Source organism: Rhizobium sp. P2_G2, from assembly GCF_056403555.1.
In genome coordinates this window covers 1-23780 of the sequence record NZ_JBFUFF010000021.1, presented here as the reverse complement: position 1 = coordinate 23780, position 23780 = coordinate 1, and the positions used below count along the sequence as shown (strand labels likewise).

Sequence of the window (23780 nt, the reverse complement as noted above, 5' to 3'; positions counted from 1 at the left end):
ATTGCCTCATCGACCCATTTCCACCGAAGGCACATGCCTATGCTGACCACCAATCCGGATGCTCCGCGCGACGACGAAGATGGCCTTGGCTTTGCCGGCGACTCGATGATGGAAGCGCTCTACCGGCATGCGCCGCAATCGAGCAATTTCAACAAGCTGAGAAAGCGCCTGATGCGCAATCTGCGCCAGGCGATCGATGATTTCGGCATGCTGAACGGCCAGAAGCGTTGGCTTGTCTGCCTATCGGGCGGCAAGGATTCCTACGGCCTGCTGGCGCTGCTCCTGGAACTCAAATGGCGCGGCCTGCTGCCGGTCGACCTTCTGGCCTGCAATCTCGACCAGGGACAGCCGAATTTCCCGAAACATATCCTGCCGGATTATCTGAATTCCCTCGGCGTCGCGCATCGCATCGAATACCGGGACACCTATTCGATCGTGAAGGAGAGGGTGCCGGAAGGAGCCACCTATTGCTCGCTCTGCTCGCGGCTGCGCCGCGGCAATCTCTATCGTATCGCGCGCGAGGAGGGTTGCGAGGCCGTGGTGCTCGGCCATCATCGCGAGGATATCCTCGAAACCTTCTTCATGAATTTCATCCATGGCGGCCGCATGGCGGCGATGCCGCCGAAACTGCTGAATGACGAAGGCGACCTGATGGTCATGCGGCCGCTCAGCTTCTGCGCCGAGGACGATCTCGCCCGCTTCGCCGCGGCCATGCAGTTCCCGATCATCCCCTGCGACCTCTGCGGCTCGCAGGATGGCTTGCAGCGCAATGCGATGAAGGCGATGCTCAGCGACATCGAGACACGCATGCCCGGTCGCAAGGATGTGATGCTGCGCGCGCTCGGCCATATCAACCCGTCGCACATGCTCGATCCGAAACTCTTCGAATTTGCCGGGCTGACGCGATGAATTTTGCCGATCATGACATTGATTTCCTGCGTGCAATCGTGCGCGAGGCAGGCGAGACCGAAATCCTGCCGCGTTTCCGCGCGCTGGGCAGCGGCGACATCAGCGAGAAGAAATCCTCGATCGATCTCGTCACCGATGCCGACCTGCTGGCGGAAAAGCACATTACCGCCCGGCTCAAGCAGCGTTTCCCAAATGCATTGGTTCTCGGCGAAGAGGCCTACGAGACCAATCCGGGGCTGCTCTCGGCACTTCCCGACGCGGATCTCGCTTTCGTCATCGATCCGGTCGACGGCACCTTCAATTTCACCGCCGGCCTGCCGGTCTTCGGCACCATCCTCGCCGTCGTCGTCAAGAGCGAGACCGTTGCCGGCCTGATCCATGATCCGGTGCTGGGCGATACGTTGGTCGCGACCAAAGGGGCAGGGACGCGCCTGATATCGTATGCCGGCACGGAGACAATCGCCAAGGTGATGGCGCCGCGCGCTTTGTCGCAAATGGTCGGTACGATCTCGATCAACGACATCGATCGCCAGGACCGCACCCGTATCGCCGGCAATCTCTGCAAGACGAAGATGGCCTTCGGCTATAACTGCTCGGCATACGAATATTGGCTGACGGCGACCGGCAAGGTCGACTTCATCGGCCATTTCAAGCTGATGCCCTGGGACCATCTGGCCGGCGTGCTGATCCACCAGGAGGCCGGCGGTTATACAGCCAAACACGATGGCTCGCCCTATCGACCCGGCGAAACCGAGGGTGGCATTCTCTCCGCGCCGAATGAAGAGCTTTGGCAGGAAATCCTGCGCGAAGTCGTCCGGGCGTGATTCAATCTCTCAGGCTTCGGCCCGAAACCTTTGAAAGGATTCGACGATCATGCTGAAACTCGACATCGAGGCTCTCTCCAACCTGCTGCGCGACGCTGCCAAGGCGGAAATCCTGCCGCGCTTCCGTCGGCTCGGCGAGGGTGACATCCGGATCAAGACCGAAGCCTCCGACCTGGTCACCGAAGGCGACGAAGCGGCCGAGCGCTATATCAAGGCGCGGCTCGATTCGGTCCTGCCTGGCGCATTGTTTGTCGGCGAAGAATCAGTCGCTCACGACCCGGCACTGCTGCCGAAACTTGCCGATGCCGATCTGGCGCTGGTGATTGATCCGATCGACGGCACCTTCAATTTCGCCTCGGGCATTCCGCTTTTCGCCGTCATGGCCTCGGTGGTTTCCGGTGGCGAGACGGTGGCCGGCGTCATTTATGACCCGATGGGCGACGATTGGGTTCTGGCCGAGAAGGGCGCCGGCGCTTGGCAGGTTCAGCCCGACGGGCATCGCCGCAAGCTCAAAGTCATCGAACCGGCGCCGCTCGCCGACATGTATGGCATGGCCTCGACCGGCTATTTCCCCGGCGGCAAGCGCGAGACCATTCTCAGCAACATGGCCAAGCTGCGCTTCCTGATGAACTATCGCTGCGCCGGCCACGAATACCGCACCTTCGCCGCCGGCCATGTGCACTATCTCATCTACAACAAGCTAATGCCCTGGGATCATCTGGCCGGAGCGCTGATCTCACAGGAGGCCGGCGCCTATGCCGCCCGGTTGGACGGTTCGCCCTATCTGCCGAGCCATGTCGATGGCGGGTTGGTGCTTACCACCGACAAGGACACATGGGATATGCTCAAGCGCGAGATCTTCATGTTCTGAAAAAGAAATCAGGCCTTGGCGCCATATTTGGCACTGACGCCAAACAGCTTGCCGTTCTCGGCGAACAGCACGCAGGCGATGGCGATCAGTCCATAGCAGAGGAAACCGCCGGCCACCGGCACCACCGTCCCATCATAGACGTAGCCAACAATGGCGCCGAGTGCGGCACCACCGGCTGTCTGCAGGAAGCCGAAGACCGATGAGGCCGTGCCGGCCACCTGGCCGAGCGGCTCCATGGCGAGCGTCGTCGTGTTCGATCCGACCATGCCGAAGCAGAACATCACCAGCGTGAAGATGGCAAGGAAGATAGGGAAGGGCAGGTGGCCGGACAGTGCCAGCACCATCCAGATGGCGCTGAGCGCCGTGAAGCTTATCAGAGCGGTGTGCGCGACCCGGCGCATGCCGAGCGCGCCGACGATGCGCGAATTGAGGAATGACGACACCGCCATCATCGCCGCCACGAAGGCGAAGGCGAGCGGGAAATAGGCGCCAAGCCCGTAAATGTCGACATAGACCTGCTGCGCCGTGCTGATGAAACCGAAAAGCCCGCCCATCGCGAACATCGCCGACAGGCCGTAGAAAAAGGCCGACCTGTTGGAGAAGACCAGCCCAAAACCCTCGGCAATGACGGAAATCCTGAGCGGTCGGCGGTTCTCCGGCTTCATCGTCTCCGCCATGCGCAGAAACGCCCATACCTGGATGACGGCGGCAAGCACCGCCATGAACATGAAGATCGCCTGCCAATGGCCTGAGAACATGATCAACTGGCCGATCGCCGGTGCGATCACCGGGACAATCATGAAGGTCATGAAGATCAGCGACATGACCTCGGCCATCACCCGGCCTTCGAACCGGTCGCGGACAACGGATTGCGCCACGACCCGCGTCGAGGCGGCGCCGACACCCTGGATGAAGCGCAACACCAGCAGCATCTCGAAGCTCGGTGCGATGGCAGCGAAGGCGGCGGCGACCACATAGATCGCCATGCCGGCCATGAGCGGCAGCCGCCGGCCGTAGCGGTCCGAAATCGGCCCGAAGAACAATTGCGCGATGCCGAAGCCGACCAGATAGGAGGTCAGCACGAATTGCCGGTCGTTCTCGTGGGCGACATGCAGCGCCGCGCCCATGGCCGGCAGTGCCGGTAACATGACGTCGATGGCGAGCGAATTCAGCGCCATCAGAAAGGCCATCATGGCAATGAATTCGGAACGTGAAATGAGGCGGGCGGGCGCGGACATGGATTCTCTTCGGGCGGGAATTGGTAAGGTTGGCTTATAACCCCTGAATGTGACGGCGAAAAGTTCAAGTTTGGAATAAATCACGCACGGCGGAGTGATTATTCTCGCAGATGTTGCATATCGTGCCGATGGGCGCCGGCGACCGCCCCGTCGAACCTGCTCGGTCAGTCCATGCTTACAAATAGGAATGAAGGTCTTCGACTTTTTTCCAAGCGAGTTGTCGGGATCTCGTCTCAGACTTCGTCCTCAGGTCGGAGCTCGCACGGGCGTCGTTCAAGGAGGAAGACATGAAGGTCACGCAGCATCTCTGGTTCGAAAAGGACATGGAAACCGCTATCCGCTTCTACACGTCGCTGATACCGGGCTCATCGGTGGGCTGGATTTCCGGGCTGGCCGCCGATACGCCGAGCGGGCCCGCCGGAAGCGTCAGGATTGCCGGTTTCACGCTCGGCGACCAGCGATACATGGCTATCGAGGCAGGACCGCTGGACCCCTTCAACCACAGTTTCTCGATCGTGGTCGAATGCGACAACCAGGCGGAAGTCGATCGTCTCTGGGAGGCGCTGGGCGAGGGCGGGTCCTATGAGCACTGTGGATGGCTGCGTGACCGCTGGGGCCTTTCCTGGCAGATCATACCCAAGCGGTTCGGCGAACTGATGGGCGATCCCGATCAGGCGAAGGTCAAGCGCGTCATGGAGGCCATGCTCAAAATGGTGAAGTTCGACATCGACGGGCTTGAGGCGGCGGCGAACGGCTGAAAGCGCACAACGAGGTGGCCGGCTCAGTTCCGGAACAGCCGGCCGCGCTCTGTCCAGAGCACTGCAAGCACGGCGAACAGGCCGCCGAAGCCGAAGGCGAAAGATAGCGGCACGACCGTGCCGTTATAGGCCTGACCCACCACGCCGCCGCCAATGGTGCCGATGGTCGTCGTCACCACGCCGAACAGTGACGAGGCCGTGCCGGCGATATGGCCAAGCGGCTCAAGCGCGATCGCGTTGACATTGCCCTGCAGCACGCCGAACGCCATCATGCAGATTGAAAGCAGCGCAAATGTCAGCCAGAACGGTGGATTGCCGGCGAGCGCCAGCAGGAACAGGACCAGCCCGGAAGCCGTGAAGATCAGCATCGTGGCATGCGCCACCGGCCGCATGCCGACTTTCCGCACGACGCGGGCGCTGAACAGCGCCGCGATCGCCACGCCCACCGACGAGCCGCCAAATGCCAGCGGAAACAGCGTGCCGAGCCCATAGAGCTCGCCATAGACCTGCTGGACGGAGACGATGTAGGAGAACAGCGAAATAAGCGTCAGCGTGCTCGCCACCGCATAGCCGGCCGTAATCCGGTTGGTGCAGATTTCCACGAGCGCCTCGGCAAGGCTGCCGAGCGCCAATGACCGCCGGTCCCCGATCGCAAGCGTTTCGCGCAAACGTGTCGACATCCAGACGAGGATCAGCGTTGCCGCCACGGTATTGAAGATGAAAATGCCCTTCCAGCCGGCGGCGAGTTCGATCGACTGGCCGATGGTCGGCGCGATGATCGGGATGATCATGAAGGTGGTGAAGACGAAGGTCAGCACCCGGCCCATGGCTTGGCCGGCAAAACAGTCGCGGATCACGGCGAGCGTCACCACCTGCAGCGCCGCCGCCCCCATGCCCTGCAGCACGCGCATGCCGAGCAGCCAGGGAAATTCGGTCATGAACATCGCCGAAACCGACCCGACGAGATACAGGCAGAGACCGGTCGCCAGCAGCGGCTTGCGCCCGAACCGGTCTGCGAGCGGACCATAAAACAGCTGGCTGATCGCAAAGGTGACGGCAAACACCAGGATGACGAGTTGGCGGGTATTTTCATCCTTGATGCCGAATGCCTGCCCCATGGCCGGCAGCGCTGGCAGCAGGATGTCGATCGACATGGCCGCGACCGCTGCCAGCGACGCACACAGCGCGACGAATTCCGTCATCCCAAGATTGGACTTGGACCTGGAAGAAGGCGCAGCCGCAATGTTTTGCGAAGCCGTGTCGTGCATCGTCGCCTCGAAGCAGCAAGGATTGATCGGATCGCGGTGCGTGGCGAGCCGGAGAAAGGCAGAAAAGCTACGGGCCGGAGAACCGGCCCGCGATAAAGATGACTTACGGAAGCGGAAGGGTCAGGCCGCTTCGCCCTTGAGCGCGACGCCATTCTCGGCAAACAGCTTCTGCAGCTCACCGTCCTGGAACATTTCACTGATGATATCACAGCCGCCGACGAACTCGCCCTTCACATAGAGCTGCGGAATGGTCGGCCAGTTGGAATAGGCTTTGATGCCCTGACGGAGGTCGTCGGAAGCCAGCACATTGTGGCCCTTATAGTCGACGCCGACATAGTCGAGAATCTGCACCACGCGGCCGGAGAAGCCACATTGCGGGAAATCCGGGGTGCCCTTCATGAAGAGAACCACGTCGTTGCTCTTCACTTCGTTGTCGATGAATTGTTCTATTGCGCTCATAGGTCATGTCCTTGTTGCACTGCCGGGGTCAAGACCCGGCCGCTATCCCACTATGTATAGTCAACGACATGGCTTTTTTCCAGAAGGCAGCGTGAGATTTTATCATGCACTCAAATCGAGGCGACGGGTCGTTACAAGACAAAATCCTTGTCCTGCAACGTCATCATACCCGTGAGTTCGATCTCGAAATCCGCCTTGCCGTCGCCGTTGACGTCGCCATAGACGAAAGTGTCTCCAGAAACCTGCTCGAAACGGAGTTCGCCGGCCGTGTGGGAAAAGGCATCTTCTCCGATGAAATGGAAGCCTTGGTTCTTGGCTTGATGCGTGTTTGCATCGATTGCCTTGAGGTCGATCTTGTCTTGCTCGGCATGCGAGAAATCGGTGATGATGTCATGCCCCTTGGTGCTCACCGGGCTGTCCGTCACCGTATTATAGAGAAAATGGTCGGCGCCTATACCGCCGGTCAGGTGGTCCGCGCCGCCGGAGCCCATGATCTTGTCGTCGCCGTCGTTGCCGAGAATGGTGTCGGCCTCCTTGCCGCCATAGATGCGGTCATTGCCAAGGCCTGCGTCGATCGTGCCGATCTCCTTGCCCTTGCGGCCGTCATAGAGATCGTCGCCCGAAAAAAGCGAGATGGAGCCGATCATCGTCCCCTTATTGGTAATCAGGTCCTTGGCAGGGCTGCTCTCATTGTTGTTGTACAGGCCATAGGCGGCAGATTCGCCCTTGATCTCCCCATAGTTCTTGAGGACGATGGTTTCCGCCGGCGAAAACACACTTACGCGATCGACGGCGTCGACGCCCTCGATCGTGCCGTTATTGATGAGGGTTGACCGGGTGGAAGCACTGCTGCCGTCGAGGGCGACGCCGATTGCGGCCAGCGACCGTATCCCGCCGTCATTGATGACAGTGGAGTTGGAGGCGTGGATGAGCACGCCGAAGCCGGCATTGGCCACCACGAAACCGCCCTGCTGGACATGAACGAATTCGTTCGAGCACGTCGTCGCCGAAGCGCCGAGCACGATCGCTGCCAGTCCGAGGCTGGAATTGGCGACGGTTCCATAGACCTCGACCTGCTGACCGCTACCTGTCCCGTAGACGGTGATGCTTTGCGTGGATGTCACGACGACATTCGGCGCAATCAGCGCACTGTCGGTGGTGCCCAGCGGCACGATGACTGTGACATCGGTGTCGGACTCAGGAAATTGCCAATTCATCGAATGCGCCCTCCAAGGCGGCCCGGCTGCATGCTATGTGAACGGGCCGCCTTGGGGACGGGTGCGTTTATCCGTTTATTCGGGACCGCCCGCGGTCATTTGGTCGCGGTCGGGCATGGAGGCGTGCCGGCGGACGTCCATCGGTGGCTTACTGGACGGTATCGCAGCGGCTGCTCGCGGTCGCGGTGACCTCCCCGGAGACGATGCTGAAGTGCTTCTGCCTCGAAATCACCGAGCCAAAGCCATTCTTGGTGTTTTTTTTGAAAGTCGAGCAATTCTCGGCCGTCGCTTCTTCGCCGCGCTGCCAAAACGTCAGCATATCGCCATCGACGGCAAAATCATCCGATGGCGCGTCCAGTACCGTCTTGCGGGTCGTGAGATCGATGATGACGAGATCGCCCTGTGGTCCGGTGGAGCGCTGCAGGATGAGATATTTGCCCGCCAGATTGCTGTACCAGAGCGCGTCGCCGCCCTTGCCGATGACGAAATCGGCGGACTGCGGATCGAATTTGCAAGTCTTCGGCGCAATCTTGCCGGTGAGACCAGTTACCGCAAACAATGCGCCAGGATCTTCCTTGAACGGCTGAACTGCAACGTGAAAATCCTTGTCGGCATGGCATTCGACGGGCACGGCTTCGGCGAGCGAGACGCAGGAACAGGCATAGGTCACTCCGAGAGCGAAAAGAATCGCCAAGCTCTCCAAGGAATTTCGCCTCCCGAAAAGGTTGGAGCCTAACCAACCGACATTGTCGCCACAGGACGATCCGCGCTTACGTCCTCATCAACGGGACATCAGCCCGGCACCGAGGTCGCTGATCGCGACCTTGGCGCCCGGAATGCCCACTTTGATCATACCTTTGATTTTGCCCCGAATTATCGGCATCACGCCTTTCCTTACTCGCTGGCTGGCAAATGCGCGCCCGCCATGAAGTCATAGGAACCACGATTCATGGGCCTTTTGCAATTGTTCAATTGTGACCCGCCCTGCACCGCCGAGCGTGACCGTGGTTCGCCGGTCGTGCCGATGAACGGTGCGAGAATGCCCCTTCTCCTCCGCCATTTCAGCGGTCGCCAGCCCCAAGCCGCCCGACGAGCAATCGTGTACCCGCTCCTCTGGTTTCGCAAATACCCGCTGATGGAGCAGTTGTGATCGATTGCCGACTTGTCATCCGGTCTGCTGTCCGGACGGGGAATGTCTCAGTCAAGTGAAGAGGCGACAGAGACCAGAACATCTGATAATATTCCGCCCATGAACTGATGTGTCGGCAAATGTTCGGCATACGCGCAAGCACCGCCGGGCAGATTGCGGCTGAAAAGGAGAAGCGCCATGGCGGCATCTCATTTCATGGTCCATGCTCAAGGCGAATATCGACGCCCGGTGGTTCAAAAGATCGGCACCGCGGATATCATCGATGCGCTCAAGCTCGGGATCGAAGACTTCACTGCGAAGCCATCGCATTATGTTTTTCTGTGCCTGATGTATCCGATAGCGGGCGTCGTCCTGATCTTTTGGAGTTCCGGCGCCAACCTGGTGCCGCTGTTCTATCCGCTGATGTCGGGCTTTGCCCTTGTCGGCCCGATTGCAGCTTTGGGCCTTTACGAAATCAGTCGTCGCCGTGAGCAAGGGCTGGACAGTTCCTGGTATCACGCGCTCGCCGTGCGCCACTCGCCTGCGCTGCCGTCCATCATCGCCGTGAGTATCTTATTGCTGGCGCTCTTTATAGGATGGTTGATCGCCGCCGAGAAGATATACGTTGCAGTCTTCGGCAACACCGCTCCGGCGTCGCTCTCCTCGTTCCTGTCGGACGTATTCACGACGCCTCAGGGCTGGTCGCTTATCTTGTGGGGAAACCTGATCGGGTTCGTGTTCGCCCTGGTGGTTCTGGCAACGACGGTGGTCACGTTCCCGCTGCTGCTCGACCGGCATGTGCGGGCAGCGGTGGCCATCAATGCAAGCGTGCGGGCGACATTGACCAATCCGGTGCCGGTGGCGCTCTGGGGTCTGATCATCGCGGCCTCGCTGCTCGTCGGCACGATCCCGTTGTTTATCGGCCTTGCGCTCGTCATGCCCGTCCTCGGACATTCGACCTGGCATGTCTATCGCAAATTAATCGTCCCCGTACGCGAGGATGGCAACTCTGAAGCCTAGGGAACCTATTTCAACTCTTCTCTGAAACCGTCACTGAATGCGCCGATCTCCGATTCCCAGTCGGCGCCTATGCTGGGAGGTTAGCATGTGGTATCGCGCCGTTTTGGCCAGTTTGCCGCTTATTCTTGTTTCGGCCCCTGGAGCCCACGCCCAGGAGGGAGACGCAACTGCAGGCGCAATCGTGTTCAAGAAATGCGCCGTCTGCCATATAGCGGAAGAGGACAAGAACAAGGTCGGTCCGTCGCTGCATGGCTTGCTCGGACGGAAGGCTGGAACGCACCCGGATTTCAAATATTCGCCGGCCATGCATGCTGCGGGCGAGGGCGGGCTGATCTGGGACGAGGCAACGTTGCGTGACTATCTGCATGATCCCCGGAAAAAGGTGAAGGGAACCAAGATGGCCTTTCCCGGGCTGAAGAATGATGCCGACATCGCCAACGTTGTTGCCTATCTGAAGCAATTCTCCAAGTAGCGGGACAATGTACAAGCGAATCCATTGGATCTTGGGTGCCCCACCAAGGCCAGCGGTAGTACAAGGTGCCAAGCATTGATGGGTGCGGCGGTAATTGCTCGCACGAGATGTTTATGAGATAATGCTAAAAATCTTTCGCCGGATCGCGTGCGTCATGCTCGCGGCCGGGGTCAGGAGCGAAAATGGCTATCGTGCTGCTTCTCGTTCTTGTGGTGGTGGCTTCCATTGCATTCCACCTGCTCAGCCCTTGGTGGTGGACACCGATTGCTTCAAACTGGAACTACATCGACAACACCATCGTCATCACCTTCTGGATCACTGGCATCGTCTTCTCCCTTGTCGTGTCGTTCGTGGCCTATTGCGTCTGGCGTTTTCGCCATCGCCCGGGAAACGTCGCGGCCTATCAGCCAGAGAGCAGGCGGCTGGAATGGTGGCTTGCTATCGGAACGGCGATCGGCGTGGCGGCCATGCTGGCGCCGGGGCTGGTCGTCTGGAAACAGTTTGTGACGGTGCCTGCCGACGCCGCGACGGTGGAGATCATCGGCCAGCAATGGCTATGGAGCTTCCGTCTGCCCGGCGCCGACGGCCGCCTGGGGCGGGCCGATACCCGCGCCGTCAGCGCTGACAATCCGCTTGGGATCAATCCGAGCGACAAGGACGGCCTGGACGACGTTGTCGTTCAGACGGGCGAACTGCATCTTCCCGTCGGCAAGCCGGTGCATGTGCTGCTGCGTTCGATCGATGTCCTGCACGATTTCTACGTGCCCGAATTCCGGGCGAAGATGGACATGATTCCTGGCAGCGTCACCTATTTCTGGTTCACCCCGACGCGTACTGGAACCTTCGACGTCCTGTGCGCCGAATTGTGTGGTGTCGGTCATCCGCAGATGCGCGGTACGGTCATCGTCGACGATGAGGCCAACTATCAGGCCTGGCTGCGCGAGCAGCAGACATTCGCACAGATGACAGCATCGGCCGACACCAATCAGGAGAAATGAAACCGGCAAGCTGCCGGCAATGAGGTCTTTCAATCGAGGGAGCCTGGAGGAGACGCGACGTGGTCGACATCAGATATGGTTCCAAGGAGGTCATCTCGCCTGCCGAGGTCGAGGATGTGGAGCTCTACCATCCGAAAAGCTGGTGGACCAAATACGTCTTCAGCCAGGATGCCAAGGTGATCGCGGTCCAATATTCGCTGACGGCAACTGCCATCGGCGTGGTGGCGCTGGTGCTTTCCTGGCTGATGCGCCTGCAGCTCGGATTTCCCGGCTATTTCGATTTCATCGATGCCCAACACTATTATCAGTTCATCACCATGCACGGCATGATCATGGTGATCTACCTGCTGACCGCCTTGTTTCTAGGCGGTTTCGGCAACTATCTGATTCCCCTGATGCTCGGCGCCCGCGACATGGTGTTTCCCTATGTCAACATGCTCAGCTACTGGGTCTATCTGCTCGCCGTGCTGGTGCTGGTCGCCGGCTTTTTCGCGCCCGGCGGACCGACCGGCGCCGGTTGGACGCTGTATCCGCCACAGTCGGTGCTGTCCGGCACGCCGGGCGGCAGCGATTGGGGCATTATCCTGATGCTGTTGTCGCTGATCCTGTTCATCATCGGCTTCACCATGGGCGGCCTGAATTATGTCGTGACCGTGCTGCAAGGCCGTGCCCGGGGTATGACGCTGATGCGCATGCCGCTCACCGTGTGGGGCATCTTCACCGCCACCGTCATGGCCCTGCTGGCCTTTCCGGCGCTGTTCGTCGCCTCGGTGATGATGCTGCTCGACCGGGTGCTGGGGACGAGCTTCTTCATGCCCGCCATCGTCGAGATGGGGGAACAGCTGAAGCATGGGGGCGGCAGCCCGATCCTGTTTCAGCATCTCTTCTGGTTCTTCGGACATCCCGAAGTCTATATCGTCGCGCTTCCCGCTTTCGGCATCGTCTCGGACCTGATCAGCACCCATGCCCGCAAGAACATCTTCGGCTACCGGATGATGGTGTGGGCCATCCTCATCATCGCCGTGCTGAGCTTCGTCGTCTGGGCGCATCATATGTATGTGAGCGGCATGAACCCGAATTTCGGCTTCTTCTTCGCCACTACCACACTCATCATCGCAATACCCACGGCAATCAAGGTCTATAACTGGCTGCTGACGCTCTGGCGCGGCGACATTCACCTCACACAGCCGATGCTTTTCGCGCTCGGCTTCATCGTCACCTTCGTCAATGGCGGGCTGACGGGCCTGTTCCTCGGCAATGTCGTAGTCGACGTGCCATTGTCCGACACGATGTTCGTCGTCGCCCATTTCCACATGGTGATGGGTGTGGCGCCGATCATGGTGGTGTTCGGGGCGATCTATCACTGGTATCCGAAAGTCACCGGGCGGATGCTGGACGAGACGATGGGCCGGCTTCACTTCTGGGTGACCTTCGTCGGCGCCTATGCGATCTTCTTCCCCATGCACTATATCGGCCTCCTGGGCGTGCCGCGCCGCTATTACGAACTGGGCAACGCTACGTTCATTCCGCCCTCCGTTCACACGCTCAATGAGTTCATCTCCGTCGCCGCGCTGATCGTCGGCGCTGCACAGGTGATGTTCCTGTTCAATTTGGGCTGGAGCCTGTTCAGGGGCAAGCCGTCGGGCGGCAATCCCTGGCGGGCAACGACGCTCGAATGGCAGACGCCGCAAACGCCGCCCGCGCACGGAAACTGGGGCAAGGACCTGCCGATCGTCTATCGCTGGGCCTATGACTACAGCGTGCCCGGCGCAGCCGAAGATTTCGTGCCGCAGAACCAGCCGGGGCTGAGCCCAGCAACGCGCGAGGCGGCGTCATGAGCGTCATGCTGGTGTTCCTCGCGGGCATCGTCGCCATCATCGTCTGGTGGATGGCCCAGCAGCGGCTGACGTCCCGGCCATGGCTGGAGGTGGGGCACCTCGAAAAGCCGGTCGCGGGCGAGCGCTTGCCGATCGAACCGGCTAAGGTCGGGCTCGGCGTGTTTCTCGCGGTGGTCGGTTCGCTTTTCAGCCTGTTCGTCAGCGCCTATCTGATGCGCGTCGGCAGGGACGACTGGTGGTCGATCCCCGTTCCCCCGCAGCTCTGGCTGAACACTGCGGTGCTGATCCTAAGCACCGTCGCGCTGGAAACGGCAAAATCCGAAGCGCGGCGCGGGCACGCCAACGCGATGAGGATCGCCATCTTTGCGGCATCCGCGACGGCAATCCTGTTTCTGGTGGGACAGGTCCTGGCCTGGCGGCTGCTGAATGCCCAGGGTTATGGCCTGGCGGGCAATCCGGCAAACAGCTTCTTCTACCTGCTCACCGGCATGCATGGCCTGCATATTCTCGGAGGGCTTGCGGCCCTTGGCCGGACGACCGCCAAGGCCTGGAGCGGACCGGTGACCGCCAGCATGCAGCTGAGCGTGGAATTGTGTGCGAGCTACTGGCATTTCATGCTGTTCGTCTGGCTGATCCTGCTCGGGCTGTTTGCCGGTTGGGCCGGCCGTATTGTCGATATTTGCAGCCAGTTGCTGACATAGGGAGTGCTGACGGTGTCTGACACGGTAGAAACCCACTCCATCGAGCCGCTTCAACGGCCGGCAGGGCTGCGCGGCGTCGCGGCCGATCTGTCTTCGGACCAGCGCGCGTTCAAGAATGTGCCCTGGGGCAAGGCCATGATGTGGATCTTCCTCCTCAGCGACACATTCGTTTTCGGATGCTTCCTGCTCGCCTATATGACGGCCAGGATGTCGACGACGGTCGTCTGGCCCAATCCAAGCGAAGTCTTTGCGCTGACCATCGGGGGCACCAAGATACCCCTGATCCTGATCGCCATCATGACCTTCGTGCTGATCAGCAGCAGCGGCACGATGGCAATGGCCGTCAATTTCGGCTACCGGCGGGAACGGCGCACGACGGCGATCCTGATGCTGGCGACCGCCGCTCTCGGCGCCACATTCGTTGGCATGCAGGCGTTCGAATGGTCAAAGCTGATCGGGGAAGGGGTGCGGCCCTGGGGCAATCCATGGGGAGCGGTGCAGTTCGGCTCGTCCTTCTTCATGATCACCGGCTTTCACGGCACCCATGTGTCGATCGGCGTGCTCTTTCTTGTCATCATCGCCCGCAAGGTCTGGCGCGGTGATTTCGACACGCAGCGACGGGGATTTTTCACCAGCCGCAAGGGCAATTACGAGGTCGTCGAGATCCTCGGGCTTTACTGGCACTTCGTCGATCTCGTCTGGGTCTTCATCTTCGCGTTTTTCTATCTTTGGTGAGGTGAGCGGATGACACAAATAGCGACGCAATCCACCCAGCAGCACCCGATCAAGCTCTATTTCGTCGTCTGGGGCTGGCTGTTCGTGCTCAGCACCTGTTCCTATATGGTCGACTATTTGGGCATCCAGGGTTATCTGAGATGGTCGTTGATCATCCTCTTCATGATCCTGAAGGCGGGGCTCATCGTCGCCGTCTTCATGCACATGGCCTGGGAGCGGCTTGCGCTGGTCTACGCCATCCTGCTTCCACCTATTCTGGTGCTTGTCTTCGTTACAATGATGGCGTCGGAATCGAGCTATACGATCTTCACGCGTCTGCTCTTCTTCAGCAACGGGGCTTGAATTGATCGTTTGCGGCATTCAAGCTGCCGCCAAACACGGCTTCAGACCACGCGGGAAACCAACTCGTCCGTCGCAGCTCACTCCGGCGCTGACGTCTGCAGCGCCAGCGCATGCAGCACGCCGCCCATATTGCCCTGCAGCGCCTGGTAGACCATCTGGTGTTGCTGTACCCGGCTCTTGCCGCGAAACGCCTCGGCCACGACTTCCGCAGCATAATGATCGCCATCGCCGGCGAGGTCACGGATGGTGACCTTGGCGCCCGGAATGCCCGCTTTGATCATGTCTTCGATGTCGCCCGGATTCATCGGCATGGCGTGTCTCCTTACTCGCTGGCTGGCAGTTCGCCGGCCATGAAATCAGGGAACCACGATTCATGGGTCTTGCGCAATTGTTCAATTGCGATCGGCCGCGCAGTACCGAGGGTGACGGTGGCTCCGCCGGTCGTGCCGATCTGCGGCGCGAAGATGCCTTTCTCCTCGGCCAGTTCGACGAGCTCGTCCACATCGTCGCGCTCGACGGTCAGCACATAGCGGCCCTGGTCCTCGCCGAAGAAAGCGGCGATAGGGTTGCCGTCGACCGGCACGCTGACAGTGGCGCCGATATTGGATGCCATCGCCATTTCGGCAATTGCCAGCCCCAGCCCGCCGGATGAGCAGTCGTGCACGGCCGTCGCCATGCCGTCGCGGATCAGGTCGCGGACGAAATCGCCGACAAGCCGTTCCTGCGCCAGATCGACCGGTGGCGGCGGACCGTCGGTGCGGCCGTGGATGTCGCGCATATAGACCGATTGCGCCAGATGCGTACCCCAGGAGGACGGGGCGCCGATCAGGAAGATCGCCTGGTTCTCTTCGGCAAAGGCGATGCGGCCGGTGCGCTTCCAGTCAGGGATGAGACCGACGCCGCCGATCGTCGGCGTCGGCATGATCCCCACGCCATTGGTCTCATTATAGAGCGACACGTTGCCGGAGACGATCGGGAAATCGAGTGCCGTGCAGGCTTCGCCGATGCCCTTGATGGCATGCACCAGTTGACTCATGATCTCCGGCTTTTCCGGATTGCCGAAATTGAGGTTATCGGTTGCCGCCAGGGGCAGGGCGCCGGTGGCGGTGAGATTGCGCCAGCATTCGGCCACCGCCTGCTTGCCGCCTTCATAGGCATCTGCTTCGACATAGCGCGGCGTGACGTCGGAGGAAAAGGCGAGCGCCTTCCATTCCTGACCTTCGACGCGGATGACGCCGGCATCGCCACCCGGGCGCTGCAGTGAATTGCCCTGGATCAGCGTGTCATATTGCTCGTAAACCCAGCGGCGAGAGGAATTGTTGGCCGAACCGACCAGCTTCAACAGCGCATCGGCAATATCGGCCTGCGGCACGTCATTGTCGAGGAGTGGAGCTGGCTTGGCGAGCGGCGTCCACGGCCGGTCATATTCCGGCGCCTCGTCGCCCAGTTCCTTGATCGGCAGGTTGGCGACTTCGGCGCCCTGATGCAGCACGCGGAAGCGCAGATCATTGGTGGTCTTGCCGACGATCGCGAAGTCGAGGCCCCATTTGACGAAGATCGCCTTGGCCTCGCCCTCTTTTTCCGGGCGCAGCACCATCAGCATACGCTCCTGGCTTTCCGAGAGCATCATCTCGTAAGCCGTCATCTTCTCTTCGCGCACCGGCACCTTGTCGAGATCGAGTTCGATGCCAAGATCGCCCTTTGCGCCCATTTCGACGGCGGAGCAGGTGAGGCCTGCAGCACCCATGTCCTGGATGGCGATGACGGCGCCGGTCTGCATCAGTTCGAGGCAGGCCTCCAACAGGCACTTTTCAGTGAAGGGATCGCCGACCTGCACGGTGGGCCGTTTCTCCTCGATCGATGCGTCGAATTCGGCCGAAGCCATGGTTGCGCCGCCGACGCCGTCGCGGCCGGTCTTGGCGCCGAGATAGACGACCGGTAGGCCGACGCCCTCCGCCTTGGAGTAGAAGATCGCATCGGATTTCGCCAGACCAGCGGCAAAGGCGTTGACGAGGATATTGCCGTTGTAGCGCGCATCGAATTCGACTTCGCCGCCGACCGTCGGCACGCCGAAGGAATTGCCATAGCCGCCGACACCGGCGACTACGCCGGACACCAGATGCCGGGTCTTCGGGTGATCCGGAGCACCGAATCTCAGGGCGTTCATCGCCGCCACCGGCCGTGCGCCCATGGTGAACACGTCGCGCAAGATGCCGCCGACGCCGGTCGCCGCGCCCTGATAGGGCTCGATATAGGAGGGGTGGTTGTGGCTCTCCATCTTGAAGACAACGCATTCGCCATCGTCGATATCGACCACGCCCGCATTCTCGCCCGGTCCCTGGATGACGCGCGGTCCCTTGGTCGGCAGCGTCCTCAGCCATTTCTTGGAGGATTTGTAGGAGCAGTGCTCGTTCCACATGGCGGAAAAAATGCCGAGTTCGGTGAAGCTGGGCTCGCGCCCGATCAGCCCCAGGATCCGCTGATATTCATCCGGTTTCAGGCCGTGGCTGGCGATCAGATCCTCGGTGATGGGGCGGTCGTTGGAAACGGTCATCGGGCTCTCGAAGTGGTTGGGAGGCGGCGTTCGCCAGCCTATAACCCATGCCGTTCGCATGTGCGACAGGAAAATGGCCGGATCAACAGGCAGCGTCGATCATGAGGATGTGGCTTTCCGGCTTCAGGCAAGTGTGTTTGGTTAACAAGCCGGCAATCTTTCGGCGATATTGCTCAACTCCCGTTCATAGCCATGATAACGACACGTGATGACAATACCCGGCAATGAGAGCCTGAACAGGAATGGTGCATGATGACCAAGCATACCCGTCACAACAACGACACTCTCTCTGACGACAGCCGCGCGGCAACCGCCCAAACGATGCCAGTCTACACCATCCCCGAGATCGCCGACTACCTGATCAACGGCTATTGGAAGAGCGAGGGCGAGTCCCACCGCAGTTGGTCGAGCAACACCATCACCTATGATCTCAGCGGCATCGAGGCCGATCGCAGGTCATTGGTGAAGCTCGCTTTGGCGTCCTGGTCGGAATTGACTGGGCTGACATTCAAGGCGGACTCCAGCAATGCCGACATCACCTTCACCGAAAAGGGCAACATGACGGCGGCGACCAGTACGCCCGTCTCCGGCCATTCGATCCAAAGCGCGACCATCAACATCAGCTCCGATTGGAGCACGACGTCGAAGATGGACAGCTATCTGATGCAGACCATCGTCCACGAACTCGGTCATGCCTTGGGGCTCGGCCATTCCGGACCGTATAACGGCAGCGCCGAATATGGCGTCGACAACATCTACCAGAACGACACCTGGCAATATTCGGTCATGTCCTACATGGAGCAGGCCAATTACAACAACGCCTCGACCCGCTATGTGATGACGCCGCAGATGGCCGACATCTATGCCATCCAGGAAATCTATGGCGCCGGCACGGCGCGCTCCGGCAACACGACCTATGGCTTCAACGTCTCCGGGCAGGAAACGGCGACCGCAGCGCTCTACGATTTCGACAACTATAACAAAGCACCGTCACTGACGATCTACGATAGCGGCGGCAACGATACGCTCGACCTCTCCGGTTACAGCGCGTCGCAGAAGATCGACCTGGTGGGCGGCACGTGGTCTGACGTCGGCGGCCTCAAAGGCAATATCGGCATCTACCGGACAAGCGTGATCGAGAATGCCATCGGCGGCTCGGGGCATGACAACATCATCGGCAACACTGCCGCCAACACGTTGGAAGGTCTCGGCGGCGCCGACAAGCTCTCCGGCGGCACCGGCAACGACACGCTAACCGGTGGCACTGGTGGCGACGTCTTCGTCTTCCATTCCGGCTGGGACAAGGACACGATCACCGACTTCACCGCCGGCGCGGATACGATCAATCTCAGGAACTTCGATCTCGGCAGCTTCAAAGAGGTGCGTTCGATCGCCCATGACGCCGGCCAGGACCTCGTCCTCAATTTCGGCCATGGTGACACGCTGACGATCGACGATTTCAGCAAATCCGACCTGTCTTCAGGAGAGTTCCTGCTGTAGCGATCAGCAGCCTTCGCCGCCGCGCACCCAGTTGTTGACGTCCTTGTGGACGCGGCCCGACAGAGCGGGCTCGTCCATCAGCGGGCCGAAGGCATCGATCTTGGCCGGCGAACCCTGAGCCTGCACGACGAGCAGCGGGCGTGAGGTCGGCGCATTCTTCTTGACCAGCAGGATACGCGGCGTGCCGGAATAGGAGTCGAGTTCGGGCGCCAGCTTGTAGGAAACGAACATCGGATCGTTCGACTTGAACCAGCAGCGATTGGCACCGAGCATCACCCGCTCCATCACCGGCAGCGCGCCTGTCTCGACGGACGGTGTGTTCCGGGTGGTGCTGCAGGCGGCAAGGCCGGCGAGCAGCGGAAGAACGGTGGCACGAACAACAAGGCGCATGGAAACACTCCGGGAAACGGGCTGATTGATCAGTCTTGTCTAAAAAGCGAAGCTTATGCGGCGATGACGTCGAGTGCTGCGGCAAACAGGGCGCGGCCATCGTCGCCGCCATGCGCCGCCTCGATCAGGTTTTCCGGATGCGGCATCATGCCGAGCACGTTGCCGCGTGTGTTGATGATGCCGGCAATGTCGTTGATCGAGCCGTTGGGATTGGTTTCCTTGGTATAGCGGAAAACCACCTGATCCTCGCCTTCGAGCCGCGTCAACGTTTCCTCGTCGGCGAAATAATTGCCGTCGTGATGGGCGACCGGGCAGCGGATGATCTCGCCCTTGTCATAGCCGCGGGTGAAAGCCGTCCGGTTGTTGACGACTTCGAGCTTGATCTCGCGGCAGACGAATTTCAGCGAGGCGTTGCGCATCAGCGCGCCCGGCAGCATGCCGGCTTCGAGCAGAATCTGGAAGCCGTTGCAGACGCCGATCACTTTCACGCCCTTTTCAGCCTTTTCCCGGATCGCCTGCATCACCGGCATCCGTGCCGCAATCGCGCCGCAGCGCAGATAGTCGCCATAGGAAAAGCCGCCGGGGATAACGATCAGGTCGACGCCATCGGGAATGCTGGTCTCGGTCTGCCAGACGGTGATCGGTGCCGTACCRGAAATCTTGGTCAAGGCCGCGATCATGTCGCGGTCTCGGTTAAGGCCGGGAAGCTGGACGACGGCGGACTTCATGGGGCGTTCTCCGGAATAACGGTCAGGAATTGCGGCGGCACTTCGGCGGTGAGCCATACGCCATTGTCGGCGACAAAGAAAGCGTATCCGTGGCCGGCCATGCCAGCGGTGTCGACCGTCAACAGGATATGCGGCCCCTTGCGGCGGACAGCGACGGTCTTCGCCGTTTCAAGGTCGGGCGACAGGTGCACATGCGTGCGGTCCATCGGCTTCAGCCCGGAAAGCTGGATGTCCTCCCACGCCTTCGCAGTCGTGCCGTGGTAGAGCGCAGCCGGCGGGACAGAGGGCGGCAGTTCGAGCTTCACCTCGATGCTGTGGCCTTGCGCGGCGCGGATACGGTCACCTGACAGTGTGAAACGCTTCTTGGTATTTTCGTCGATGACGCGGCGGATATCGGCATCGGTGACGCCAAATTTCGCACAGACCTTGCGGCTGAGTTGCGGATAATCCGTCCAGCCTTCGGCATCGAGCGTGAGCCCTATCTCCTGCGGTGCATGACGCAGCACATAGCTCAGGAATTTGGAGATTTCGGTATCTGAAGCGGACATGATCAAGTCGCCGGATCGTATGGTGTTTGGCCACGCTCGGACATTTCGCGAAGTTCGAGGCGAGTCTCGATGCGGTCGAGGCGTTGCTCGGTTCGTGCCAGCATGCCGTGGACGTTATGAGTATCCTGCTGCACTGAAATGAGCGTGCCTGTCAGTGCGCGGACCTCTGCTTTCAGCTCGCGCTGCCCCTCCTTCAATCCGGAAATATCGGATTGAATTCGTTTGAGCATCTCGTAGATCAAATCACCGCTGATTTCAGCCATACCTGCGTCACTCTCACGAGAGAGTGACAGTATAGTTCTCGATCACCGTATTGGCGAGCAGCTTTTCGCACATGGATTGCAGTTCGGTCTCGGCTTTCGTCTTGTCGTCGTGGTCGATGACGAGATCGAATACTTTGCCCTGGCGCACACCACCAACGCCGGAGAAGTCGAGGGCGGAAAGTGCGCCCTCGATTGCCTTGCCCTGCGGGTCCAGAACGCCGTTCTTCAGCGTGACGACGACGCGTGCCTTGATCATCTTTCCCTCTTTATTCTCAGAATGCGGCCTCGCGCATGTCTCCCGTAAAGTGGTCCCGGTTTCGGGACAAAGACATGCGCAAAACAAAGAGCTTTATCCGTCAGTCGGATTTCACCAGAACCGGGCCGCCGCTGCGGATGGGCTCGTTTTCGTTGATGATGCCGAGCCGGCGGGCGACTTCCTGGTAGGCGTCGAGCAGACCGCCCAGGTCCTTGCGGAACCGGTCCTTGTCGAGCCGCTCCCGCGTCTCGATATCCCAGAGCCGGCAGGAATCGGGCGAGATCTCGTCGGCGAGGATGATGCGCATCATGTCGCCTTCGTAGAGCCGGCCGCATTCGATCTTGAAGTCGACGAGCTGGATGCCAACGCCGAGGAAGAGGCCGGTGAGGAAGTCGTTGATGCGGATGGCGAGCGCCATCACGTCATCAAGCTCCTGTGGGCTCGCCCAGCCGAAAGCTGTGATATGTTCTTCCGACACCATCGGGTCGTCGAGCTGGTCGGACTTGTAGTAGAATTCGATGATCGAGCGCGGCAGAACGAGGCCTTCCTCGATGCCAAGGCGGGTCGCCATCTCGCCGGCGGCGACATTGCGCACCACGACTTCGAGCGGGATCATCTCAACTTCGCGGATCAATTGCTCGCGCATGTTGAGGCGGCGGATGAAATGCGTCGGGATGCCGATACGGTTCAAATGGGTGAAAATGAATTCGGAAATCCGGTTGTTGATGACGCCCTTGCCGTCGATGATCTCATGCTTCTTCTTGTTGTTTGCCGTTGCGTCGTCCTTGAAGAACTGCACCAGCGTACCCGGTTCCGGACCTTCGTAAAGGATCTTGCCCTTACCTTCATAGATCCGGCGGCGACGGTTGTTCATATCGTTCTCTTATGTTGGCTGCGGACTCAGATTGAAGACGGTCCACGGCGATCAAGTCATGCGGTCCTTAACCGAAAAGATCGCGGTTCACAATGATGCATCGCCCTGATCCCCTGATTTAGCCGGGTTTGGTCATATTCCGGTCACGAACGGAAACAGGCGTTGCACTTTCCGTGAGCTTTTGATTTATGTGCTCCATCACCACAATCAAGGCTTACTTCTAAGGAGACCCGCATGACGAGCCTCAGCGACCGCGAAAAGGCATTCGAGAACAAGTACGCTCACGATATGGAAATGAAGTTCAAGATCATTGCCCGTCGCAACAAGCTGCTCGGCCAGTGGGCTGGTGCGCTGCTTGGCAAGTCCGATATCGACGCTTATGCCAAGGAAGTGGTCGTCGCCGATTTCGAAGAGGCGGGCGAAGAAGATGTCGTGCGCAAGGTGTCCGGTGACCTCCAGGCCGCCGGCCTGTCGCAGACTGCCGACGACGTGCGCGTCAAGATGATCGAATTGCTCGCCGTCGCCGCCGACCAGATCGACCAGGGCTGATTTCGCCTGCCATCGCGTTCATCGAGCCGCCCTCCGGGGCGGCTTTTTTTGTGCGCCCAGCATGGGCGCATTCTTGTGGGTGCAAGTCCCACCGTAAGCTGGTCATGGCGAGCGAAGAGAAGCGCAACTGCGGAAGGGTGACCGACCGTGGGAAGGAAGCGTGGATCGAACCTGCGGGCCGATGAACAAGAACCGGATAAGAGGCGGTGCCGACCAGGGCGAGTGGGCAAAGAACCACGAAGCTCTTGTGACCAAGGGTCGGTGGCGTAAATCCGGCGGTCGTGCAGGGAAGGAGTGCGTTCTTACCTGGGGAGATCTCGCTTTGCGCCTGAAAGGGCGACGGTGTCGAGCCGGCGCGAGAAGTCAGCAGAGGCCGTAGTAGGGAGCGTTTTTTGCGCGAACGAAGGGCCGAACGAGAGAGAGTGACGTTGCCACCGAGGATGAGCAAGGCCATGCGTCAGATGCCGGCAATGTCCGGGAGATCGGAGAAGCAGGCGGGTGAAGCCCGTCGGGGCTCCGATCTTGACGAAGCCGCGCCCCCGCCACGGAATGGAAACAACACAGGTGCAGGGCTGCTTGATGCAGCCCTGCGGCGAGAGAACCTTCTGAGAGCCTTCAAGCAGGTGCGCGCCAACAAGGGTGCTGCAGGYGTRGACGGTCTGGACATCGACCAGACGGCTGCGATGCTGCGCCATTGCTGGCCTGCCATCCGCGACAGCCTGCAGGAGGGGACGTATCGGCCGCAGCCGGTGCGTCGCGTGATGATCCCGAAGCCRGGGGGYGGCGAGCGCGAGCTTGGCATCCCCACGGTGCTGGACCGCTTGATCCAACAGGCGCTCCTGCAAGTCCTCCAGCCGATCCTTGATCCGACCTTCRGCCAGCACAGCTACGGCTTCCGTCCGGGGCGTAGTGCGCACGATGCCGTTCTTGCGGCGCAATCGTTCGTGCAGTCCGGGCGGCGGATCGTGGTGGACGTGGACCTGGAGAAGTTCTTCGACCGGGTTGACCACGACATCCTGATCGACCGTCTGCGCAGGAAAATCCCCGATCCCGGCGTCATCCGCCTGGTTCGGGCTTACCTGAATGCCGACATTGTCGATTGCGATGCGACCATCAAGCGGACCAGAGGCACGCCGCAAGGCGGGCCGCTGTCGCCGCTATTGGCCAACCTGCTGCTGGACGAGGTGGACAAGGAACTTGAACGGCGGGGCCATGCCTTCTGCCGCTATGCCGACGACTGCAACGTCTATGTGCGGTCACGGCGGGCGGGTGAGCGGGTAATGGCTCTGCTGCGGCGCCTCTATGGCCGACTTCACTTGACAGTGAATGAGACCAAGAG

27 protein-coding genes are annotated in these 23780 nt (G+C 60.3%); 14 read left to right on the top strand and 13 right to left on the bottom strand.

From position 1 onward, the window contains the following. Positions 1 to 105: 105 nt before the first annotated feature. The 3 genes from ttcA to AC1D06_RS17030 are packed head-to-tail and all read left to right on the top strand — an operon-like array spanning position 106 to position 2604. Positions 106 to 909: a tRNA 2-thiocytidine(32) synthetase TtcA gene (ttcA, locus tag AC1D06_RS17040; RefSeq protein ID WP_477987173.1), complete on the top strand. Its 804-nt coding sequence runs from the start codon at positions 106 to 108 to the stop codon at positions 907 to 909. Beyond that, positions 906 to 1733: an inositol monophosphatase family protein gene (locus AC1D06_RS17035; RefSeq protein WP_477987123.1), complete on the top strand. Its 828-nt coding sequence runs from the start codon at positions 906 to 908 to the stop codon at positions 1731 to 1733. The genes ttcA and AC1D06_RS17035 overlap by 4 nt, the downstream gene beginning before the upstream one ends. Before the next feature lie 49 nt (positions 1734 to 1782). Beyond that, a complete protein-coding gene (locus AC1D06_RS17030; RefSeq protein WP_477987122.1) occupies positions 1783 to 2604 on the top strand; it encodes an inositol monophosphatase family protein in 822 nt (273 codons plus the stop codon). A gap of 8 nt (positions 2605 to 2612) precedes the next feature. On the opposite strand, the gene AC1D06_RS17025 is transcribed toward AC1D06_RS17030, so the two are convergent. After that, on the bottom strand, positions 2613 to 3842 hold the full coding sequence (locus AC1D06_RS17025; RefSeq protein WP_477878506.1) for a multidrug effflux MFS transporter: 1230 nt from the start codon (positions 3840 to 3842) through the stop codon (positions 2613 to 2615). A 287-nt stretch (positions 3843 to 4129) separates the two neighbouring features. Between AC1D06_RS17025 and AC1D06_RS17020 the strand changes: the two genes are divergently transcribed. Then, positions 4130 to 4600, top strand: coding sequence for a VOC family protein (locus AC1D06_RS17020; protein WP_477878505.1), 471 nt, complete (start codon positions 4130 to 4132; stop codon positions 4598 to 4600). A 23-nt stretch (positions 4601 to 4623) separates the two neighbouring features. Here the strand turns inward: AC1D06_RS17020 and AC1D06_RS17015 are convergent, their stop codons facing one another. The 4 genes from AC1D06_RS17015 to AC1D06_RS17000 form a co-directional block, all read right to left on the bottom strand. Then, a complete protein-coding gene (locus AC1D06_RS17015) occupies positions 4624 to 5802 on the bottom strand; it encodes a multidrug effflux MFS transporter (protein WP_477878504.1) in 1179 nt (392 codons plus the stop codon). Between the two features lie 186 nt (positions 5803 to 5988). Beyond that, positions 5989 to 6327 (bottom strand): Grx4 family monothiol glutaredoxin, encoded by a 339-nt coding sequence (grxD, locus tag AC1D06_RS17010; RefSeq protein WP_477987121.1) that lies wholly within the window; start codon positions 6325 to 6327, stop codon positions 5989 to 5991. Between the two features lie 131 nt (positions 6328 to 6458). Continuing rightward, positions 6459 to 7544 carry a calcium-binding protein gene (locus tag AC1D06_RS17005; RefSeq protein WP_477987120.1) on the bottom strand — a complete coding sequence of 362 codons (1086 nt, stop codon included), beginning with the start codon at positions 7542 to 7544 and terminating at the stop codon, positions 6459 to 6461. A 148-nt stretch (positions 7545 to 7692) separates the two neighbouring features. Further along, complete coding sequence (locus AC1D06_RS17000; RefSeq protein WP_477878501.1) at positions 7693 to 8238, bottom strand: hypothetical protein; 546 nt, start codon at positions 8236 to 8238, stop codon at positions 7693 to 7695. A 633-nt stretch (positions 8239 to 8871) separates the two neighbouring features. Between AC1D06_RS17000 and AC1D06_RS16995 the strand changes: the two genes are divergently transcribed. The 7 genes from AC1D06_RS16995 (at position 8872) to AC1D06_RS16965 (ending at position 14779) form a co-directional block, all read left to right on the top strand. Beyond that, positions 8872 to 9693, top strand: coding sequence for a DUF2189 domain-containing protein (locus AC1D06_RS16995; protein WP_477987119.1), 822 nt, complete (start codon positions 8872 to 8874; stop codon positions 9691 to 9693). A gap of 85 nt (positions 9694 to 9778) precedes the next feature. Next, positions 9779 to 10165: a c-type cytochrome gene (locus tag AC1D06_RS16990; protein ID WP_477878499.1), complete on the top strand. Its 387-nt coding sequence runs from the start codon at positions 9779 to 9781 to the stop codon at positions 10163 to 10165. A gap of 182 nt (positions 10166 to 10347) precedes the next feature. Continuing rightward, a complete protein-coding gene (locus AC1D06_RS16985) occupies positions 10348 to 11163 on the top strand; it encodes a cytochrome c oxidase subunit II (RefSeq protein WP_477878498.1) in 816 nt (271 codons plus the stop codon). 59 nt (positions 11164 to 11222) lie between these two features. Continuing rightward, positions 11223 to 13001 carry a cytochrome c oxidase subunit I gene (gene ctaD, locus AC1D06_RS16980; protein WP_477987118.1) on the top strand — a complete coding sequence of 593 codons (1779 nt, stop codon included), beginning with the start codon at positions 11223 to 11225 and terminating at the stop codon, positions 12999 to 13001. Continuing rightward, positions 12998 to 13702 (top strand): cytochrome c oxidase subunit 3, encoded by a 705-nt coding sequence (locus tag AC1D06_RS16975; RefSeq protein ID WP_477987117.1) that lies wholly within the window; start codon positions 12998 to 13000, stop codon positions 13700 to 13702. Before ctaD ends, AC1D06_RS16975 begins: the two co-directional genes overlap by 4 nt. Positions 13703 to 13714: 12 nt before the next feature. Further along, the gene (locus tag AC1D06_RS16970; protein WP_477878495.1) at positions 13715 to 14437 is read left to right on the top strand and encodes a heme-copper oxidase subunit III family protein; all 723 of its coding nucleotides are present in this window, start codon (positions 13715 to 13717) and stop codon (positions 14435 to 14437) included. Between the two features lie 9 nt (positions 14438 to 14446). After that, positions 14447 to 14779: a cytochrome C oxidase subunit IV family protein gene (locus AC1D06_RS16965; RefSeq protein ID WP_477878494.1), complete on the top strand. Its 333-nt coding sequence runs from the start codon at positions 14447 to 14449 to the stop codon at positions 14777 to 14779. Between the two features lie 77 nt (positions 14780 to 14856). Here the strand turns inward: AC1D06_RS16965 and AC1D06_RS16960 are convergent, their stop codons facing one another. Further along, positions 14857 to 15090, bottom strand: a complete 234-nt coding sequence (locus AC1D06_RS16960) for a BolA/IbaG family iron-sulfur metabolism protein (protein ID WP_477878493.1) — start codon at positions 15088 to 15090, stop codon at positions 14857 to 14859. A gap of 11 nt (positions 15091 to 15101) precedes the next feature. Next, positions 15102 to 17333 carry a phosphoribosylformylglycinamidine synthase subunit PurL gene (gene purL, locus AC1D06_RS16955; protein WP_477987116.1) on the bottom strand — a complete coding sequence of 744 codons (2232 nt, stop codon included), beginning with the start codon at positions 17331 to 17333 and terminating at the stop codon, positions 15102 to 15104. A 249-nt stretch (positions 17334 to 17582) separates the two neighbouring features. Here purL and AC1D06_RS16950 point away from each other — a divergent pair, with 249 nt between their 5' ends. Next, positions 17583 to 18833, top strand: a complete 1251-nt coding sequence (locus AC1D06_RS16950; protein ID WP_477878491.1) for a M10 family metallopeptidase — start codon at positions 17583 to 17585, stop codon at positions 18831 to 18833. A 3-nt stretch (positions 18834 to 18836) separates the two neighbouring features. On the opposite strand, the gene AC1D06_RS16945 is transcribed toward AC1D06_RS16950, so the two are convergent. The 6 genes from AC1D06_RS16945 to purC all read right to left on the bottom strand — a co-directional run bounded on the left by AC1D06_RS16945 (position 18837) and on the right by purC (position 21892). Beyond that, on the bottom strand, positions 18837 to 19223 hold the full coding sequence (locus AC1D06_RS16945; RefSeq protein WP_477878490.1) for a hypothetical protein: 387 nt from the start codon (positions 19221 to 19223) through the stop codon (positions 18837 to 18839). A gap of 53 nt (positions 19224 to 19276) precedes the next feature. Next, positions 19277 to 19951 (bottom strand): phosphoribosylformylglycinamidine synthase subunit PurQ, encoded by a 675-nt coding sequence (gene purQ / locus AC1D06_RS16940; protein ID WP_477878489.1) that lies wholly within the window; start codon positions 19949 to 19951, stop codon positions 19277 to 19279. After that, complete coding sequence (locus AC1D06_RS16935) at positions 19948 to 20505, bottom strand: RNA 2'-phosphotransferase (RefSeq protein WP_477878488.1); 558 nt, start codon at positions 20503 to 20505, stop codon at positions 19948 to 19950. The genes purQ and AC1D06_RS16935 overlap by 4 nt, the downstream gene beginning before the upstream one ends. Further along, positions 20502 to 20762 (bottom strand): hypothetical protein, encoded by a 261-nt coding sequence (locus AC1D06_RS16930; RefSeq protein ID WP_477878487.1) that lies wholly within the window; start codon positions 20760 to 20762, stop codon positions 20502 to 20504. The genes AC1D06_RS16935 and AC1D06_RS16930 overlap by 4 nt, the downstream gene beginning before the upstream one ends. 13 nt (positions 20763 to 20775) lie before the next feature. Next, positions 20776 to 21018: a phosphoribosylformylglycinamidine synthase subunit PurS gene (purS, locus tag AC1D06_RS16925; RefSeq protein WP_477878486.1), complete on the bottom strand. Its 243-nt coding sequence runs from the start codon at positions 21016 to 21018 to the stop codon at positions 20776 to 20778. A gap of 100 nt (positions 21019 to 21118) precedes the next feature. After that, positions 21119 to 21892, bottom strand: coding sequence for a phosphoribosylaminoimidazolesuccinocarboxamide synthase (purC, locus tag AC1D06_RS16920; RefSeq protein WP_477878485.1), 774 nt, complete (start codon positions 21890 to 21892; stop codon positions 21119 to 21121). Positions 21893 to 22126: 234 nt separating this feature from the next. Here purC and AC1D06_RS16915 point away from each other — a divergent pair, with 234 nt between their 5' ends. Both AC1D06_RS16915 and ltrA read left to right on the top strand, forming a co-directional pair. Further along, complete coding sequence (locus tag AC1D06_RS16915; RefSeq protein ID WP_477878484.1) at positions 22127 to 22441, top strand: DUF1476 domain-containing protein; 315 nt, start codon at positions 22127 to 22129, stop codon at positions 22439 to 22441. Positions 22442 to 22881: 440 nt separating this feature from the next. Next, a partial coding sequence (ltrA, locus tag AC1D06_RS16910) for a group II intron reverse transcriptase/maturase (protein WP_477987115.1) occupies positions 22882 to 23780 on the top strand: 899 nt, incomplete at its 3' end.